Genomic DNA, 18,952 nt, shown 5'->3' with positions numbered 1-18,952 from the left:
ATTAGGCATACTCCCAGCGCGCCGCCGCTAGAGGGTGCCACTTCCGAATAAGGCTATTGTTGCCGAGCGAGGCCATTGACAGACGAACGTTCCTTATATAGAACGTTCTATATAAAGAACAGCGGACAGCCTTATGGATAAGCTCTCACTCAACACGTTGGGCCAGCACCTTCAAGCACTTCGCCTGGAGCGGGGCTGGTCACTGTCGCAGTTAGCCAATGAGGCGGGGATTGCCAAATCCAACCTGTGTCGCCTTGAACAAGGCAACGGCAATCCGACCCTGGATACCATTTGGCGGCTGGCGGTGCAGCTCAATGTGCCTTTCGGCACTCTGGTAGCGCCAATCAGCGTGCCGCTGGGTGAAGATGGCGTACAGGTGCGTTTAATCGATCAAGGCAAGGATTCCCCTCAGGTGGACGCCTACTGGATGCGCTGCGCACCGCATACATTGCGTCATGCTGAAGCCCATACACCCGGCACCCGTGAATCACTCACACTGATCAGCGGCTGGCTGGAAGCGGGGCCCGAAGGGGCAACCACGGTACTGACACCGGGAGAGGCCATCACCTTCGCCGCCGATCAACCGCACCTTTACCGTACCCACGAAGCGGAGGCCACGTTGATGATGACCATCACCTATGGTTTGGAAGGCCAAACATCATGAGCCAAGCTGCCAGCCACTCTCCTGTTCGTAGCGCGCTGCAGGGCGTGCGAGAAGCCATCCCACTATTGGGCGGCTACATTCCCGTGGCGCTGTCATTTGGCTTAGTCGCCACCCAGGCCGGCTTTAGCACGCTGGAGGCCACGGCTATTTCAGCGCTGATTTACGCCGGTGCTTCGCAATTTCTATTTGTCGGTATGATCGCTACAGGCGCCCCGCTGTGGCTGGTGGTAGCGATGACGCTGCTGATTAACGTGCGCCATGTGGTGTACGGCCCTAACCTGGCGGGACTACTGCCGCGCAGTCGCCACTGGCCCTGGTTAATGCACGGCCTCACCGACCAGGTGTTTGCACTGGCCCTAACCCGACTGCCCCAACTGCCTGAGGTAAAGCGTTTTAGTTGGTTTTTGGGCGCATCACTGCTGGCCTGGGGCGCCTGGATAATTGGCACCGCGGTGGGGGCTACCGCCGGTGAGGCCTTTACCGCCCGCTGGCCGCTGCTGGGTGAGATTATGCCCTTCGCGCTGCCCGCGCTGTTTTTGACCATGGTGGCGCCGCGCTTTACCGACAAGCGTTGGGCAGTCGCCATGGGCTGCACCATTTTAGCGGCGCTGTGTTTGACCCTGGTCGGCTGGGGCAACGTGGCGATTCCCTTAGCCGCCGCCTGCGGCGCGCTGTGCTTCTACTCCACGCAGTTCTATACGCAAAGATTCGCCACCAACAGGAGGCGTGAATCATGAGCACTGCACTTTGGATAGCGGTCGCGGTTTCTGCCATTGGCACGTTGCTGATGCGGGTTGTGCCGTTTTTATGGATGCAGCGCCGCCTCAACAGCGAAAGTGGCCTTAATAACATGCCCCAGTGGCTGGGTATTCTTGGCCCACTGATGATTGCCGCCGTGCTGGGGGTATCCATTGTACCGGTTAACCCAAGCGCTGTTTCCTGGATCGCCACCGCCATCGGGCTTTCTGTCACGCTGCTGGTGTGGTCGCGGGTACGCTCACTTGGCTGGCCGGTCGCGGCCGGCGTCGCGGTATTTGGGATAGTTGAGGTCGCGGCCTTCATTTGGTAATGCTTTGCATTAGCTTTTACGTCATGCCATCATCCTGGCTCTTAAGTCCGAGCCAATCGTAAAGTGACATTAATGTTAAAAGCACACACCCATCGCAAGAAGGTTTTTATGAGTGTGTTGCTGTTAACGCAGGCGGCGCTAATGCCCTTTATGGCAGCCGCTGACACGCCGAGCAGCCCCCCGGAACCGCCAAGCATTGTGACGCTTTACCAGGGGGCTACCGACAGCGCCGTAGCCCTTGGACTGACGCCTATTGGCGTAGTCGATTCCTGGCTGGAAAAGCCCATGTACCGCTATCTGCGCGATGCGCTTGATAGCGTCGAGCATGTGGGGCTGGAAACCCAACCCAATCTGGAAAAGATTGCCTGGCTTAATCCTGACTTGGTCATTGCCAGCGACTTTCGCCATGCGCGAATAGCGCCGCTATTGGAGGCCATCGCCCCCACTGTATCTGCCCCGACAGTGTTTAACTTCAAGACCACGCTGAACATGGTGGCCAATGCTACTGGCCGCGAAGCGCAGGCAAATGAGCTGCTTGAGCAATGGGATGATCGTGTCGCCGACTTTCGCCAGCAGATCGCCGCCAAGTTGAGCAGCGAGTGGCCGCAAAAAGTGGCCGTGGTGCGGTTTAAAAGCGACCACGTGCGCATCTATACCAGCGGCTTTACAGGCTCGATTCTTGATGAGCTGGGCTTTAATCAGCCGGATACACTGCAAAGCCAGAGTTGGGGAATGAAGCTTTCCAGTACTGAAAACATTCCGGTGCTGGATGCCGACGCCCTCTTTATTCTGCTTGAGCCCGATGACCCCGCTATTGCAGATAATTACCAACACTGGGCCTCCCACCCACTCTGGCAACAGCTGTCAGCGGTACAAAGCGGGCGCGTATTTGAAGTTGAGCCGGTGAGTTGGATGATGGGTGGTGGCATACTGGCGGCCAACGCCATGCTGGATGATCTGTATAGTCACTACGGGCTGTTGCAACCCGAAGCGGCGCCGCATCAGGCTTGCCTGCCTCGCTCTTCTGGCCACGGGGAACCTATTTCATGCTAAGCAGTGCTGCCGCAAAAAGTATTGGCCTGCTACTTGGCGTGCTGGTGGCACTAGGCGCCTTTTTCGCCAGCGTGATGTTAGGCACAACGGAGATCGCCCTCTCCGCTCTGTTCGGTTCGCTCTCCCATTACGACCCTAGCAACATCGCCCACATCATTCTTTTAACTGAGCGCTTACCCCGCGCGGTGATTGCCGCTCTGGTAGGCGCCAGCCTCGCGATTGCCGGAGCATTGATGCAGACCATGACACGCAACCCGCTGGCATCGCCAGGCATTCTCGGCATTAACGCTGGCGCGATGTTTTTTGTGGTGGTGGCAGTTTCGCTATTGCCGCTGCACACGCCCGCTCACTACGTATGGGCCGCGCTATTAGGGGCACTCGTTGCGGCCGTACTGGTGGTAGTACTTAGCCGCGGCCGCCACGGTGAGCTCTCCCCGCTGCGGGTCGTGCTGGCAGGTGTAGCAGTGACGGCAATGTTTGTGTCGTTCAGCCAAGGGCTGTTGGTGATTGATCAGCAGAGTTTTGAAAGCGTGCTTTACTGGCTGGCGGGCTCAGTGTCGGGGCGCGACCTCTCTTTGGTAGCGCCCTTACTGCCGCTCTTCGGCGGAGCACTGCTGCTCAGCGCACTGCTGGTACGTCACGCCAATGCACTGTTACTGGGCGATGACATGGTCACCGGGCTGGGCATGCAGGCCACCACCATCAAGCTGCTGCTCGGGCTTATTGTGATTGTGCTGGCAGGTAGCTCAGTGGCGCTGGCGGGCATGATCGGTTTTGTCGGTCTAATTGTGCCCCATATGGCGCGAGGGCTGTTCGGTATTGACCACCGCTGGCTGCTACCTGCCTGCGCCCTACTGGGGGCCTGTTTGCTGCTACTGGCCGATCTTGGCTCGCGCTTTTTAATTCCACCCCAGGAGATCCCGGTCGGTGTGATGACCGCGTTGATCGGCACGCCCTTCTTTATCTATCTGGCACGACGCAAGATGGCTGGCCAATGAGAGCAGACGCCACGTTACCCCTTAACAGCGAAGCAAAAAGCGACAGTCATCACTTACTACGTCGCCTGCTGATGCTAAGCCTTTTATTGCTAGCAAGCGCCGGGCTATCGCTCTGTTTAGGCAGTTTTCCCACACCACCGCTGCAGGTGCTAAATGCACTAGCAGCCCCGCTAAGTAGTGATATTACCTTTATTATTTGGGAGCTGCGCCTTCCGCGCATCGCTCTAGCGGTATTGGTCGGCGCCGCCCTGGCAATCGCGGGAGCGATTCTGCAAAGCATTGTGCGTAACCCGCTGGCCTCCCCGGATGTCATCGGCATTACCAGCGGTGCGGCGCTGGCGGCGGTGGTGTTCTTATCCCTATTGAGTTCGACCCTTAGCATTCACTGGCTGCCCGTTGCCGCCATGCTGGGAGCACTGGTTTCTGCACTGCTGGTGGTGAGCTTGGCCTGGAAAAACGGTGTTAGCCCATCGCGCATGGTACTGGTCGGCATTGGCCTGGCCGCGGCCATGGGCGCTGGCACCACCCTGTTAATCGTGATCAGCGATGACTCTGCCGCCATGACCGCCTATGTATGGCTAACCGGCAGCCTTTACGCGGCGCAATGGGACGATGTGTGGAGCCTATTGCCGTGGTTAGTCGTCGCGGTGCCTATCAGCCTACTCTTCGCCCGCCATGCGGATGCCATGGCCCTGGGTGATAGCGTTGCCGAAGGGCTTGGGGTGGCGATTCTGCGCAGCAGATTGGTATTGCTGGCCTGCAGCGTGGCGCTGGCAGGTGCCGCTGTGGCTTTTGCCGGTGGCTTAAGCTTTGTGGGATTAATTGCCCCCCACCTGGCCGCTAGGCTGGTGGGGCGGAACATGGCACGCCTGGTGCCTACATCAGCGTTGGTCGGCGCCTTGATAGTGCTTTACGCCGACCTGCTGGGCCGGGTAGCGTTTTTGCCCAAAGATTTACCTGCGGGCATCTTTGTTGCCGGAATAGGCGCGCCCTTCTTCGTTTATTTACTGCATAGATCGCGAACTCGCTTTTAGAGCGAATTGACGAAAAAAAGCGGCGCCCCAAAGGCGCCGCCAAACAGTATCGAGCACAAAACATAGAAAATAGAAAGCGGCTGACTAGAAATCCAGCTGGTACCCCAGAGTGAAAGTGCGGCCCCGCCCAGTGAAGTAGTACTCATCGCTGATGCGTGCGGCTTGAGAGTAGTAAGTGAGGTAATCCTCATCGGTGAGGTTTTCGATACCTACTGACACCCTGCCGGTGGGCAGGCGATAAGCTAGAGAAGCATCCACTAAGCCGTAGCCGTCAAAATCAAGTTCAGGATTATCGACGCTTCGATCGAAGTAGTAACTACCCTGCAAGCGCGTGGAGATACGGTCGTTCCAGGTAGCGCTCCAGCCCAGTTTGAGCGTATCCGGGGCGATATTGATACCGGTGAGTTTGGTATCCACACTGCCATCGCCATCCTGATCAGACTTGCCCTCAGTGTGGGCATAGGAGAGCGATAGATCGTGCTTGTCTGCCACCTGCATGTCGCCGGTAATCTCAACGCCTTGGATCTCGGTCTTCTCCCGGCTGCCTACCCAGGTACCATTCTGCTCGGTAAGCCGCTGGCCGTAATCCGAATTGGACTCATAGTAGCTAATCTCTAGCCCGTAGCCATCCCAGTCAAAACGCGCGCCGATTTCCCGGTTATCGGTAACAATAGGCTGAAGTTGCAGCAGGGTATCCACATCCTGGCCCGCCGTGCCAATACCGCGCAGCACTCGGCCCACGTCGGGCATGCCAAACCCTTCCGAGTAGTTGGCATACAGCTGAGCCCAATCAGTGGCTTGATAGGTTAAGCCGACGTTGTAAAGCGTCTCATCGAAGCTGGGATTGCCGCCATCAACGGTAACGTTGTCTTGAGTGACATTGCTGCGATCAATTGTTTGGAAGGTATCCACATCAAGTTCGGCATACTCGTGACGCACCCCGGCGTGCAGCGTGAGCGGATCCGCGAGCTTAAACTGGCCCTGCAGAAAAGGAGCCAAATTACGATAACGGCTTTCCGGCACGTAGGTACGCCCGGTATGCACCAGCATCTGGCTTGTTTCGTCTTCCAGCACGTCCAAACCAACCGTCACCCCCAAACGGTCGTCCAGCATGCCGTCACGGTTCAAGGTGAATTTGGCGCCTGTTTTATCAGATTCATTTCGCGTTTGGTCGTATTGGGTATCCCCCGCACTATCCACATAGGGGAAAAACGGCGTGGTGGCAAAGCGTGCACGAAAGCGCTGGTGATAGACCTGGGCATCCAGCTCGTTGCCAAACCAATCCGCGTGGGAATAGGAAAGCCGAGCGGAGGTCACTTCATTAAATCCAGGCTCGCCGTCACGACTGCCTTTGCGTGCCGTAGTGGGAACACCTGCGGAGCGGTCTCCTGTTACCGGTACGTAGTCGTTGCCCTCTTCCAAATCGAAGTGGTTCAGCGAGAACTCAATATTCTGATTGTCGTCGATCCAGTAGCCCAGCTTGCCGAAAAGGTCGTAGCTTTCCGAGTTTTGCAGCTCGCCTGGGTAGGCGATACCGACCACCTCATCGTTGCCATCGTAAAAAACCCCGCGCTCCTGACGCGTCGCCGCGGCAACGAAATCCCAGTCGCCTTGCTGACCGCTAATGCGGTAGTCCAGCTTGTGGCCTAGCCCACCGGATTGAAAATCATCGTCCGTGGTCAGGCTAATGCCTGCGTGCTGGCTAATGCCTCCGCCTTCGGCACGCCGGGTCACCAGGTTGATCAAGCCCCCCGTAGCACCTAATCCGTGCTCGGCGCTGGCGCCATGGATGACTTCAATACGCTCTACCATGGAAAGGTCAATGGTATAGCTATCCCGGGAGCTGTCCCGCAGGGGATTGGACTGCGGCACTCCGTCAATCAGGAACAGGGCATCGCGGCCGCGGAATGTCTCGCCCGCGTTGGAGAGCTTTTGGCGGCTGGGGGAGTAAGAGGGAATAAGATTACTGAGCACCTGGCCCGGGTCATCAGTAATCGCTAGCTGCTGCTCAATCTGCTCACGGGTAATGACCGTTACCCGCTGCGGCGTTTGGCCCGCTTCTCTATGGCTGCGGGTGGCCGTCACCACCATGGTCGAGTCGGCATCACTGGCGCCGCTTTGCGATCCTGTGGAAGCAGACTCCTGTCCATAAGCGTGGCTGGCAGCTACCAAACCGGCAAGCGTTACCGTAGGCCAAAATACCTGGCGTTTCTTAGTGTACATCTAGTTTTTATCCCCCTGCTTTTGAGTGAACCCTACTCTTAAAACGCAATCTACATCTAAATAATAATGATTATTTTATGCATATAAGTCACAAAGGTCTACTTAAGCGGAACGAACCGTTCAGGATAACGACACTATTTCTCCCCTTTCTTACCCCCTCTTTCCTCTACGGCCGACGTTTAAAGCAGTGAGCAATTGCTTGCTGAGCAATGGCAAGTATTGAAAATGAGAATATTTTGGCTTACGGTTCTGCCTGCTTAAACAACCCCAATGAGCACATTCATGACTCAACCTTCTCATCAGCCACCTCGCTTGACGGGCGAAGCCCTGCACGCGGGCTATGACACTCGGCGTGTACTGGATGGTGTCGATATTGCGATTGAGGAAGGCAAGCTCACGGTGCTTTTGGGGCCGAATGGAAGTGGCAAGTCGACGCTGCTAAAAACTCTTGCCCGCACGCTTACGCCTAGTGGCGGGCATGTGTATTTGGACGGCAAGGATATCCATCGCAGCAAAACGCGGGAGGTCGCCAAGCGCCTGGGAATTCTGCCTCAAGGCCCGGTAGCGCCCGAGGGGCTGAGCGTAAAGCAGTTAGTGGGGATGGGCCGTTTTCCACATCAGGGGTTATGGCAGAAAAATGCTCAGCAAGACGCCGCTGCTATTCGTGAAGCCATGGCTTATACCCACGTGACTGAGTTTGCCGAGCGCAATGTCGATGCGCTCTCCGGCGGCCAGCGCCAGCGCTGCTGGATTGCCATGGTGCTGGCTCAACAAACCGATCTGATTCTGCTTGATGAGCCCACTACTTTTCTGGATCTGAAGGTACAGGTGGATTTGCTGGAACTGCTTTCGCGCCTGGCCCATGAGAAAGGCCGCACCCTGCTACTGGTGCTCCACGATCTAAACCTGGCCGCCGCCTACGCTGATCATTTAGTAATGATGTGCGATGGCCGTATCGTTACCAGCGGCGCACCCAGCAAGGTCTTTACCGCCACCAACCTTAAGCGCGTGTTCGACCTGGATGCCCATGTGATCCACGACCCCGAAAGCGGCAGCCCGATTTGTGTGCCACGGAAACGCAGCCAATCCATTGCGAAAACGGAGACAGTTGTGCAATAACGCTGCGGATCATAAAAGTATAAGCCACCTTACGCAGGAGGAGGCGATAGCTAGTTGACACGTTTTGGCAACGCTAATTCCAGCCCGCCCTCAGTGGCAAAACGCTGATGAATACGACTTCCCAACCCACCCTTTTGCGGCTTTACTAGCGTATTGCGAAGAATATCTTCTTCCATAGAGAGCCCCTGGCTCGCCGCCTAAATGCGGAGCTGCGCTTTGAGGTCACCCTCTAAATTATGCACCGTAATAGTCACCATCATTTAATTACCCCACAAAGAAAAACTGGCAACTCTAGCCTACGGTGCATTCTCCAACAAATACTCAGCCACTGCTTGATAAGCTGGGAGCGAGGAGGGGTCGTTAGCAGCATTGCCTGCCACCGGGTGAGAGGCAAAGCGCACTATTACCATCTCCGCGGTGGGGTCGATATATATCGTTTGCCCATGCACGCCGCGGGCAGCGAAAGCACCATGATCATTATGCAGTGACCACCACATGCCACGGTAGCTGCCGCCGGGTAAAGTGCGGTAGCCTGCAGCGGAAAACGCTTGCCTGTTGCCCCCTTGACGAATGCGCTTTACCGCGGCAGCGGGAAAGAGCCGTTCGCCATTTATAACGCCTTCATTCAGCACCAACTGCCCTACTCTAACCATATCTCTTAGGCCTGCACTTAAGCCACCACCAGCAAAGGGTGTTCCGATGGAGTCAACGGTAAAGTAGCCATCCTGCTCGGCGCCTATGCGTTGCCAAATTCGCGACGACAGTAACGACGTCACCGACTCGCCCGTGGTGCGCGCAATTACCCAACCGAGCGCATCGGTATTGATTGTTTTGTAGCCAAACACCTGACCATGCTCACCTTCCGGCTGCACGGTGGCTAAATACTCATAGTAAGTGCGTGGCCCAGAGTAGCCTTCTGGCTTAGGAAGTGGGCTTGCCGCTGCGTTGTACGCCCATATTTCCGCACTGGGGTCGCTGTAATCTTCGCTATAGGCAAGGCCTGTAGTCATTTCTAACAGCTGCTGCACGGTGGCATTGCCAAAAGCGCTATTGGCCAGCTCTGGCAATATATCGCCGACGAGCGCCTCTTCATCCAACGCTCCTTCCGCTACCAGTATTTCCCCCAACAGGCCGGTCATCGACTTAGTCACCGACATTGCCCCATGCTGGCCCGCCTCATCTAAACAGCCTGCATAGTACTCATACACCACTTGCCCCTGATGCAGAATCAGCAAGCCATCGGTGTAATTCTCGTTCAAGGATGCCTGCCATGACATGGGTTCACTGCCGTCAAGCGGGGTAAACATCACATCATTGATAGCGTCATCCAGCGCGTAGGTAAGCGGCGAAGGTGATCCTAACCCACGGCTTACCTGTTTAGTGGGCAGCAATTCGCGGAAGTGGCACACCGTCCAACGCATTTTAGGAAAGCTAAAGTAATTGGAGTCAGGTTGGCCAATTACCCGTTCAGAAACAGGCGGAAATCCCTGCATCCAACCCAAACGGTTGGGGTCTGACTCCTCGGCGCTTAACATGCCACTGTCATGTGTATGCGCGACGGCGGAGGAAGCCCAACCAACTAGTATCGCGTGCAGCGCAAGCGGAAAAACACTGTTAAATCGACGGATTAAACGTGGCATAACTGACTCCTGAGTTAGCTGTTCTGCATAGAAGAAGAGCAGTCAGCGTCCTCAGTATAGCTAGAAACACACGATACCGTACCTAGATATACCTCAAGCCCCTAAGACATAACCCAGATGCGCAAACGCCCGACCTATATGGCCGGGCGCTGTGGTTTGCAATGGGCTTTACCAACTATATTTCACGCTGCCAATCACACTGCGGGATTCACCGTAATAGCACCAGTACTCACAGCTGGCCACGTACTCTTTATCGGTGAGGTTGTTGACGTTGACCTGGGCCTGCCAGCCGTCAGCAAACTCATAGCCCACCATGGCATCAACCAGAGTGTAGCTATCCACGGCTGTGTTGTCGGCGACGCTAGTATCAACGGTGCTGCCCACATAACGTACACCGCCACCTAGCGTCACACCATTTAACGCGCCGCCGGTGAAGGAGTAATCCAACCATGTAGAAGCCTGGTGGCGCGGGATTAACGGCGCACGCTCATCGCCTTCTAGGCGAGCGTCGGTGTAGGTGTAAGCCGCGGTGACTTTTAACGCATCGGTAATATAACCAACACCTTCCAGCTCAAAGCCTTGAGAGGTACGCTTACCCTCTTGTACCTGGAAGCCTGCTGGAGAGGTCACTAGAGTATTGGTCTCTTCCAAATCAAAAACCGCCGCCGTTACATAGCCATCCCAGTCGAACGGCGCCAACTTAGCGCCTATTTCCCACTGACGACCTTCACGGGGATCATACAGGTCGCCCGCATCGTCAACTCGGCCCACTGGATCAAATGACTCGGTGTAGCTAACGTAAGGATTAACGCCGTTATCACCCAGATACATTGCGCCACCTGACCAAGACACTTGGTCGTCATCTGAGCGCTGAGTGGTTCCTGCGGTTTGATTACGGTTATCAGTTTCCGCTTGGTCGTAGCGTACGCCGCCCAGCAGCACCCAGCGGTCATCAATACGCAGCTGGTTTTGGGCATACAGACCGGTCTGCTCTTTATCGATTTCCCGAGTTAGCAGATCTTCTTCTGCAATCGGCGTAAAGTTGCCGTAGGTTGGGTTAAAGATATCAATCGGCTCGCCGAACGCATAGTTATCCCCTTCCTGACCACTAAGGCTCAAGTTTTGATAATCAACCCCCAGCAACAGCGTATTTTCGGTGCGATCACCGTACCAAGTACCCACCATGCGGTTATCAATCGTCCAGCTATCAATAGAGCCATCGCGATAAACCAATCCACGGGATGCGCGTCGATCATCTACCATGGAAAGTGCGTAGGTGCTACGCAGCTCTAAGTCCAGTTCGCTATAGCGCAGATCTTGCTCAAACGACCAGGTGTCGTTAATAGCATGGCGCAGCTCATAACCAAGCCCCCACTGAGTGCGTTTATCCTGGTCGTAACCAGGCTCGCTCAAGTTGGTTTGCGGGTCGATGTGGCCAAAAGGGGTGTTTTCTACAGTGCCATAGGGCAGCTTAAAGCCATTAACGGGAACGCCATCATCTTTTTGCACGCTGGCTAAAAAGGTAACGGTAGTGTCTTCACTAAGATCAACCGCCAGGCTCGGCGCAAAGTAGTAGCGCTCGTTATCGGTGGCGTTTAAATCGCCGTCACGCTCTTTATATAACCCCACCAAACGATAGCGCACATCGTCTGACTCTCCCAGCGGCCCGCTGGTATCAATGCCGACTTGGCGGTGGTTGCGGTTGCCGAGCTGTAAATTAACCTCGCCTTGCGGCGTATCAGTCGGACGCTTACTGACCGCATTAATCAAGCCCCCAGGAGGTGCTTCACCGTAAAGAATCGATGAAGGCCCTTTAAATACCTCGATACTCTCCAAACCATAAGGCTCGGGTAGCCACTGATAAAACCCTTCGCGGTAGATACGCAGACCATCTTGGTAAGTCGATTGATCAAAACCGCGCACCTTGAGCCAATCGGTATTGTTATCGCTACCGTAATGGCCCGACAACACGCCCGCACGATAGCGGAACGTTTCATCTAGCTGTTGGACGTTACGGACTTCCAGTTCTTCACGGTCAACGCTTGAGACCGGACGTGGCGTCTCTACTAGCGGGGTATCGACTTTCAGCGCTGTGGCTGTGACCACAACGGTATCGTTGGAAGTGGTTTCTTCCTGGGCATAGGCAGATGCGCAAAAGAGCGCCGCAGTGACAGGGATCAGTGCGGAAATTGAGCGCGCCAAAGGACGACGAGCAAACGGCAGACGAGGCATGATAGGATCTCAGTAGGAATTAGGAGCAAAGAGAAAACAGAGCAACAAACATCATGATAATCGTTGTTATTAGTATTCATGATAGTGCTTTTGGATAGCTGCTTTCAATTGCTTAGTGCGGGGATTTTCAACGCTACTCGATAGCGGGCAGATACTCAAAAGGGCTTGGAGCGTGGCTTATTACACTGGTTTATCGCTGGAAGATAACAGACATCTTGGTGCAACAATGCCGAAAGGTATAAGTGGATCTTTATTCAGGGGGAGTTAACTTAGAGCTTAAAGTATTACTAGGCGCTGCAGAGCTGTGTTTCAACCGGAGATCGCCAGCTACGAGTAACGCTTGGTAATCGTTGGCCGAAAGGGGTTTACTGAATAAAAAGCCCTGGGCACCATCGCAACCTTGCAATATAAGCTGATCCAGCTGTGTCTGGGCCTCAACTCCTTTGGCGATGACACGCAAAGCTAAACTCTGTCCAAAATTGATAAGGGCTTTGATAAAATTGAGGTTCTCTAAACTTTCTAGCATGTCATGGACAAAGCAGGGCGCAATGTTGATCGTGTTGATTGGAAAGCACTTCAATCGCTTCAGGCTCTCGCTCCCGGCACCAAAGTCGTCAATGGCAATACGTATTCCTAAATTATTCAACTCAACCAGGGTCGCTATTACGGCCTCGTCCTGGTGATACATGAGGCTACTTTCGGTGACCTCTATCTCTAAAAAATGTGCGTCTAACCTCGTTTCAGACAGCATCTCAGTAATACGAGCGGGTAACGACCTATCGCGCAGTTCCATGGCCGACATATTCACTGCAATAGGCACGATTTCAAGGCCCTGCTCACGCCAACGCTGTAACTGGTGACAAGCCTCAAACAGTATCCAGTGCCCTATCGGTCGAATAAGCCCACAAGCTTCTGCGACAGGCAAAAACGCCGAAGGCTGTACAAGCCCCAGCGCCGGATTGCGCCAGCGAACCAACGCTTCGGTACTGCACAAGTAGCCGTTGGCAATGTCTATTCTGGGCTGGAATTCAAGAAAGAGCGCTTTTTCCTTCAGCGCCCTATGCAGTTGAAGCTCGATTTGGCTACGTTGCTCTCTCAGCTCATTCATGTCTGCTCTGAACAACTGGAAATGGTTAGAACCGCTACCCTTCGCATGGTACATAGCCGTATCAGCATTATTGAGCAAAGTTCGCGCATCGATGCCATGATCGGGATAGAGACTGATGCCGATACTGGTCGTAATATGCAACTCATGGTTATCAATTCGATAGGGCACCGCTAAGGCACTAAGGATTTTCTGCGCAATCCTGGCAGCATCCTCCGGTTCTTCAATCTCACTTAGCAACACTACGAATTCATCGCCGCCCTGGCGGCATATTGTATCTGTATCCCGGACACATTCGCTAAGTCGACCAGCAACCAATTTTAAGAGCGCATCGCCTACCGCATGGCCTAGCGAGTCGTTGATAGGCTTGAAAGCATCAAGATCCAAGTATATCAGCGCGACCTGATGCTGATGCCGTTTTGCCAGACCTATAGCCCTAGAGAGGCGTTCTGCGAGCAGGACACGGTTGGGCAACCCGGTGAGAGAGTCATGTTGTGCCTGGTGGGCCAGCTTCAACGATTGGGCAGGCGATTGGCAGGCATCATGGAACACAATGACCGCCCCCTTAGTGCAACCGGCTCGATCATGGATGGGCGCCGCTGAGTCTTCAATGTTCAACTGGCTCCCGTCTTTGCGAATCAGCACACAATCCATAGCGAGCCCGACTGTTCGGTTTTCTTCCATGGCACGCTGCGCAGGATTAGGGGCTGCCAGGAACGTATGACCATCAACGAGTGTGAGTACCTGCGACAAGGGCTTGCCAAACGCATCAATACTCATCCAGCCAGTCAGGTTTTCAGCAACGCGGTTGAGGTAGGTAACGTGACACTCTAGATCCGTCGTTATGACGGCATCGCCAATTGAGTTTAGCGTCGACTGAGCCCACTCTCTAGTGTCCTGTAAAGCGGCTTCAGCGTCACGCAATCGGGCTTCAGCATGTTCCAGATCGATGGGATGATTGTTTTGACAAATATCTCCTATATGGCAGTTAGCGATTAGCATGTACTTTTTCAACGCCATCGATCCGCTCCTTATTCTCTAGAACGCCAGTCTCCTACTTTTAAACAAACGGAGGGCATCTTTTTTTACCGATGAAAAAGCCATTTAAATTTTGCAAATTAAACAGATAGCGCTGCGCTCCTTGCAGCGCATAGTGGAACATCCTGCATTGGCATTTCCGTTGCCTCACCCAGTTTAACGTTACAGGATAACGCCCTAGCCGAATGTGCGCTTGCGTACATAGGTGATGGAGTGACTCAAAATTCACCTTTTAGACTACCCTATTGGTGTGGTAGAGGTATGCTTAAACACGCCTAGGTTCGGTAGCGTACAGACTTTATTTGCCAGCCTTCTACAATCAAAGTCTATTGCTCTATATTTTTGAAATATATGCATATTTATGCATACACGAGGAAGTGCCGCAGGTATTAGCTAATCAGAACATGCGCTACAGCCAACCATAGGGGGAGAGATTTCTATGCATGAAACTGAAGGTTTGCGCAAGAATGCTCTACTTGGCCTGCTATCAGAAGAAGAGCTAACCCCTTTACTGCCGCATTTCGAGAGGGTGGAGCTGACGTTAGGGCAATCACTGTCTGAGTCAGGCATGCAAATGAGTCACGTCTACTTTCCACTTGATGCCATCGTTTCGCTGCTCTGTGTAATGGAAGATGGCGCCTCGACAGAAATTGCAGTAGTGGGCTATGAAGGGATCGTTGGCGTTTCTCTGTTCATGGGCGGAGAGACCACGCCAAGCCGAGCGATTGTGCAAAGTGCGGGCGCTGCTTATCGCCTAAAGGGGCAATTACTCAAAAACGAATTCTATCGCGCTGGCCCCATGCAGAAAATACTTCTGCGCTATACCCAAGCCTTGCTGACGCAAATGGCACAGACAGCGGTATGCAATCGCCATCACAGCGTCGATCAGCAGCTATGCCGCTGGCTGTTGCTCAGCCTTGACCGGCTGCAGGGTGATAAACTGATTATGACCCAGGAGCTCATTGCCAATATGCTGGGCGTGCGCCGCGAAGGCGTGACCGAATCCGCTGGGAAACTCCAGCGAGCAGGGCTCATCTCCTACAACCGCGGGCATATCACTGTCCTTGACAGGCCAGGGCTAGAGAAGCGAGTCTGCGAATGCTATGCGGTGGTTAAGCGTGAGTATGACCGTCTACTCAACCACCATAACGTAATGTAATCCTTCAGCCCGCACCATCAACCTCCCTGTAACCAACATTCCCATGCTATGTACGCTAGCGTGCCGACGCTTGATTTACTGAATGTTAATATGCACATAGCCCGTCACTTCACTCATGACAGCTCATCTGCAGCCGACATCAAAATGATTTAATCCTTCATTGTGCCGTTTGCCAGGTTCTTTCAACCGGAGAGGCACATGGCGTATATTTTAAGCGTTTCCGCTGCCAATCAGCTGCTTGCTAAGCTGCCGGAAATCGAACAACGAGCTTTTATGGCGGAGTGTCAAACAGTGCAGCTTGCTTTTGGAGAAGTACTGCTCCAGCCCGCCGAGATTTTTACCCACGTCTATTTCCCCATCGACAGTTTTATTTCGTTGATTACCGTCATTGACACTGACAACCGGCTTGAAGTGGCAATGGCAGGCCGGGAGGGTATGTTAGGTATACCCCTGGTACTCAATGTCAAAGAATCTCAATCGATCGCTTTGGTTCAAGGCGCGGGGTCGGCCCTTCGCATGACTGCTGAAAGCTTTCAGCGTCTACTACTCTACAGCCCCGTATTACATCAGCGCCTGAAGCGCTATACCTATGTTGCGATGAGCCAATTGGCGACATCAGCGGCGTGTAACCACTTCCATCGGATTGAAGAGCGCCTCGCCCGCTGGTTGCTGATGACTCAGGATCGTGCGGGGACTGATCAGTTGAATCTGACCCACGAGTTTCTGGCCATGATGCTCGGGGTTCGGCGCGCAGGCATTACCCTGGCGGCGATCGCCCTGCAGGCTCGTGGCCTAATCTGTTATCAGCGTGGAACCATCACGGTGCTTGATCGGCTAGGTCTGATCGAGGCGTCCTGCGAGTGCTATAGCAAAGACTGCGCGTTGTACGCCAAAATGTTGCCGGTGTTATAAAGATTGGAAGCGTAACGCTTGAGCAAGCGTTTAATAAGCCCCCTCTGCAACGCCAACGGGCTACGTAAAGAGGCCATTGGCTAGCCTCTTCATTACGCAGCGTTTTATTAAGCAGCATTAAGCCTGACTACAGAACATTTTTGTAAGCTACTCCCCCTTTCATAATTAGCATGAGCTGCTCATCGGGCTGAGTAAGAACATTAATATCGTCCAAAGGATTGTCTTTAAGCACGATTACGTCTCCCCTTGCGCCTGGGATAATCTCGCCAAAATCGCCGGTGTGACCATAAGCGTCGGCGGCGTGGCTAGTGGCTGCACGAATCAGCTCGTCGGTGGGCACTACATCTTTGCGTAAATGAAATTCGTTGAGTTGATGGCGTTGCATCCGGCCAAGAAGATCAGAGCCGTATAGCATCTTGACACCGTATTGTTGAGCCATTTCCAGTGCCTTACCGCCAGCATCCAGCACATCATAAACCTTGCGCTGTAGGTGCTCGGCCATCCCGGCCTCGACGCCCTCCTTCGCTAAGGCATCGTAAGTGCAGAGAGTCGGCGTTAGGTAAGCGTCGTACTCAAGGAATAGCCGACAGCTCTCCTCATCCATTAGGTTGCCGTGCTCTATAGTCTTGACGCCTCTTGGGATAAGCCGGTTGATAGCCCGAGCCGTATAAGCATGTGCCATGGTGTGAATATTGGCGGCGGTAGCCTCTTCCACAATGGCATCAATTTCCTCAAGCGAAAACTGAGTGCTGTCGATACGGTCGGTAGGTGAAGAAACGCCGCCAGACGCCATAATTTTGATCTGAGTGGCCCCTTTTCTAATCTCGTCCCGGGCGGCCCGGCGTACTTCGCTGACACCGTCGCAAACACGACCTAGACCCGCGCAGCAGAAGCAGCCTTCAAAGGTTTGTTGACCTGGGCCGCGCATATCGGCGTGGCCGCCGGTCTGGGAGAGCGCATTCCCTGCGTACATGATGCGCGGGCCAACCAGAGCACCTTCATCGACAGCCTTGGCTAGACCGTAATCTGCACCGCCAGCGTCGCGCACGGTAGTGAATCCGCGCATCAACATGGCTTCCAATAGTTCACTTGATTTGGCACCGACATAGAAAGGAGAAAGCGTCTCAAGCAGAGCAAAATTGGGTGTAATTGCTGTGACGTGCACATGTGAATCAACCAGACCGGGCATCAGGAAGTGGCCTTGAATATCGATGACTTGATCATCACTGCCCTCTAGCGGCGAATCGCTCACATCGACGATACGGCCATTCTGAATACGCACCTGCTGGTTGGCGAGTACCTTTCCGTTGCGCGTGTCGATGACGTTGGCATTAATAAAACGTGTCGTTGTCATGAGTATTCCTTGTGAGTGTTCTTGTGAGAGTGGCGTTAAAACATTTTTTGAGGGAGGTAGAGCGAAAGTGCTGGAATCAGCACGATTAGCAATAGGGCAACAATATCCATAACGATGAACCAGGCGACGCCCTTAAAGACTTCAGACAGTGTGACGCTATTGCCCAAGGCACCTTTGATGACATACACATTGAGCCCGATAGGCGGGGTAACCAGACCCACTTCAAGCAGCTTGACGACGATGATGCCGAACCAGATCAAGTTGAGGTCTGCACCTTCTACTAAGGGCAGGATTAGCGGCAGAGTGAGTAGTAGTAAGCCGATGGAGTCGATGAACATACCCAGCACAAGGTAGATCACTGCCACAGCAAGAATGATCCACCAGGTCTCGGTACTGACGCCGAGGATTATTTCGGAGAAAGCAGCAGGCACGCCACTCATGGCTAGAAAGCGGGTGAAAAACAGCGACCCAATGAGAATAATAAAGATGCTTGCCGTGCTCACCGCAGTGCGAATCAGCGCTTCCCGAATGGCTGAAAAGGTGAGCGTGCGCCGTGCCAATGCAATCAGAGCTGCAATGGTTGTACCCACGGCCCCCGCTTCGGTAGGTGAGAAAATACCTAGGAAAATCCCGCCAAGAACTGAGCCGATCAGCAGCGGCAACGGCCAGATATGCTTAAAGGCATCCCATTTTTCGTCCCAGCTAGAGCGGACATCGGTGTTGCCCGCCAGGCTGGGATTCAGCTTGGTTCGCACCATAATCATGGCGATGTAAAGCAGCGCCGAAAGCACACCGGGGATGAATCCCGCCATAAACAGTTGACCCACCGACACCTGGGCATAAACACCATAGAGCACCAGCAACACGCTTGGGGGAATCAGCGAGCCGAGTGTTCCAGAGGCGGCGACGGTACCGGTGGCCAGCCCCTTGTCGTAGTTATGCTTGAGCATTTCGGGCACGGCAATCCGCGACATGGCCGCCGATGTTGCGACGCTAGAGCCGGAGGCTGCAGCAAAGAAGGCAGAGGCCATAACACTGGAAACAGCCAGGCCGCCTGGCAAGCGCGCCAGATAAAGGCGCATGGCATGAAACAGGCCTTGAGTCATATTGGTGCTGGTACACAAATAGCCCATAAACAGGAACATAGGTGCCGCGGTCAGTTCCCAGGTGCCTGCAAAGTCGAACGGAGTGGCCGAAATCATCCCCCAGGCCACACGCATGCTGGTCATTTCGCCAATGCCGATAATCGACACCAACCCCAGTGCCACGCCGATTGGTACGCGCAGGGCGATCAGGGCCAAGGCGATGGCAATGCCTGCCACACCTATCTCGATATTACTCATTAGGAAACT

Annotated in this window: 16 protein-coding genes; 9 read left to right on the top strand and 7 right to left on the bottom strand. The window is 54.2% G+C overall.

The genetic code is table 11. The annotated features are described in order from the left end of the window. Positions 1-133: 133 nt before the first annotated feature. The 6 genes from HZS52_RS11570 (at position 134) to HZS52_RS11545 (ending at position 4,818) form a co-directional block, all read left to right on the top strand. A complete protein-coding gene (locus HZS52_RS11570; RefSeq protein WP_022522427.1) occupies positions 134-664 on the top strand; it encodes a helix-turn-helix domain-containing protein in 531 nt (176 codons plus the stop codon). Further along, on the top strand, positions 661-1,401 hold the full coding sequence (locus HZS52_RS11565; RefSeq protein ID WP_039860494.1) for an AzlC family ABC transporter permease: 741 nt from the start codon (positions 661-663) through the stop codon (positions 1,399-1,401). The genes HZS52_RS11570 and HZS52_RS11565 overlap by 4 nt, the downstream gene beginning before the upstream one ends. Next, on the top strand, positions 1,398-1,733 hold the full coding sequence (locus HZS52_RS11560; RefSeq protein WP_027958561.1) for an AzlD domain-containing protein: 336 nt from the start codon (positions 1,398-1,400) through the stop codon (positions 1,731-1,733). The genes HZS52_RS11565 and HZS52_RS11560 overlap by 4 nt, the downstream gene beginning before the upstream one ends. A 108-nt stretch (positions 1,734-1,841) precedes the next feature. Then, complete coding sequence (locus HZS52_RS11555; RefSeq protein ID WP_423250067.1) at positions 1,842-2,786, top strand: ABC transporter substrate-binding protein; 945 nt, start codon at positions 1,842-1,844, stop codon at positions 2,784-2,786. Further along, on the top strand, positions 2,780-3,784 hold the full coding sequence (locus HZS52_RS11550; protein WP_190374794.1) for a FecCD family ABC transporter permease: 1,005 nt from the start codon (positions 2,780-2,782) through the stop codon (positions 3,782-3,784). The genes HZS52_RS11555 and HZS52_RS11550 overlap by 7 nt, the downstream gene beginning before the upstream one ends. After that, positions 3,781-4,818 carry a FecCD family ABC transporter permease gene (locus HZS52_RS11545; RefSeq protein ID WP_190374793.1) on the top strand — a complete coding sequence of 346 codons (1,038 nt, stop codon included), beginning with the start codon at positions 3,781-3,783 and terminating at the stop codon, positions 4,816-4,818. Before HZS52_RS11550 ends, HZS52_RS11545 begins: the two co-directional genes overlap by 4 nt. Before the next feature lie 84 nt (positions 4,819-4,902). Here the strand turns inward: HZS52_RS11545 and HZS52_RS11540 are convergent, their stop codons facing one another. Continuing rightward, positions 4,903-7,041 carry a TonB-dependent receptor gene (locus HZS52_RS11540; RefSeq protein ID WP_190374792.1) on the bottom strand — a complete coding sequence of 713 codons (2,139 nt, stop codon included), beginning with the start codon at positions 7,039-7,041 and terminating at the stop codon, positions 4,903-4,905. Between the two features lie 282 nt (positions 7,042-7,323). On the opposite strand from HZS52_RS11540, the gene HZS52_RS11535 reads away from it, so the two are divergent. After that, positions 7,324-8,160: an ABC transporter ATP-binding protein gene (locus HZS52_RS11535; protein WP_190374791.1), complete on the top strand. Its 837-nt coding sequence runs from the start codon at positions 7,324-7,326 to the stop codon at positions 8,158-8,160. 50 nt (positions 8,161-8,210) lie between these two features. Here the strand turns inward: HZS52_RS11535 and HZS52_RS24630 are convergent, their stop codons facing one another. The 4 genes from HZS52_RS24630 to HZS52_RS11515 form a co-directional block, all read right to left on the bottom strand. Beyond that, complete coding sequence (locus tag HZS52_RS24630; RefSeq protein ID WP_263365926.1) at positions 8,211-8,336, bottom strand: hypothetical protein; 126 nt, start codon at positions 8,334-8,336, stop codon at positions 8,211-8,213. A gap of 120 nt (positions 8,337-8,456) precedes the next feature. After that, positions 8,457-9,800 (bottom strand): serine hydrolase domain-containing protein, encoded by a 1,344-nt coding sequence (locus tag HZS52_RS11525; RefSeq protein WP_190374790.1) that lies wholly within the window; start codon positions 9,798-9,800, stop codon positions 8,457-8,459. Positions 9,801-9,968: 168 nt separating this feature from the next. After that, positions 9,969-12,032: a TonB-dependent siderophore receptor gene (locus HZS52_RS11520; RefSeq protein WP_190374789.1), complete on the bottom strand. Its 2,064-nt coding sequence runs from the start codon at positions 12,030-12,032 to the stop codon at positions 9,969-9,971. 250 nt (positions 12,033-12,282) lie between these two features. Next, the gene (locus HZS52_RS11515) at positions 12,283-14,157 is read right to left on the bottom strand and encodes a putative bifunctional diguanylate cyclase/phosphodiesterase (RefSeq protein ID WP_190374788.1); all 1,875 of its coding nucleotides are present in this window, start codon (positions 14,155-14,157) and stop codon (positions 12,283-12,285) included. 457 nt (positions 14,158-14,614) lie between these two features. Here HZS52_RS11515 and HZS52_RS11510 point away from each other — a divergent pair, with 457 nt between their 5' ends. Continuing rightward, positions 14,615-15,334: a Crp/Fnr family transcriptional regulator gene (locus HZS52_RS11510; RefSeq protein ID WP_190374787.1), complete on the top strand. Its 720-nt coding sequence runs from the start codon at positions 14,615-14,617 to the stop codon at positions 15,332-15,334. Between the two features lie 198 nt (positions 15,335-15,532). Next, positions 15,533-16,246: a Crp/Fnr family transcriptional regulator gene (locus HZS52_RS11505; RefSeq protein WP_190374786.1), complete on the top strand. Its 714-nt coding sequence runs from the start codon at positions 15,533-15,535 to the stop codon at positions 16,244-16,246. 127 nt (positions 16,247-16,373) lie between these two features. Here the strand turns inward: HZS52_RS11505 and HZS52_RS11500 are convergent, their stop codons facing one another. Further along, positions 16,374-17,600, bottom strand: coding sequence for a metal-dependent hydrolase family protein (locus HZS52_RS11500; RefSeq protein ID WP_190374785.1), 1,227 nt, complete (start codon positions 17,598-17,600; stop codon positions 16,374-16,376). Between the two features lie 35 nt (positions 17,601-17,635). Next, positions 17,636-18,943, bottom strand: coding sequence for a TRAP transporter large permease (locus tag HZS52_RS11495; RefSeq protein ID WP_190374784.1), 1,308 nt, complete (start codon positions 18,941-18,943; stop codon positions 17,636-17,638). Positions 18,944-18,952 lie beyond the last annotated feature (9 nt).

Origin of the sequence: Vreelandella titanicae (assembly GCF_014697095.1) — a bacterium.
In the GTDB taxonomy this organism is placed as follows: Bacteria; Pseudomonadota; Gammaproteobacteria; order Pseudomonadales; family Halomonadaceae; genus Vreelandella; species Vreelandella titanicae.
The sequence above is the reverse complement of the archived record's forward strand: the minus strand, read 5'-3'. Positions and strand labels throughout refer to the sequence as shown.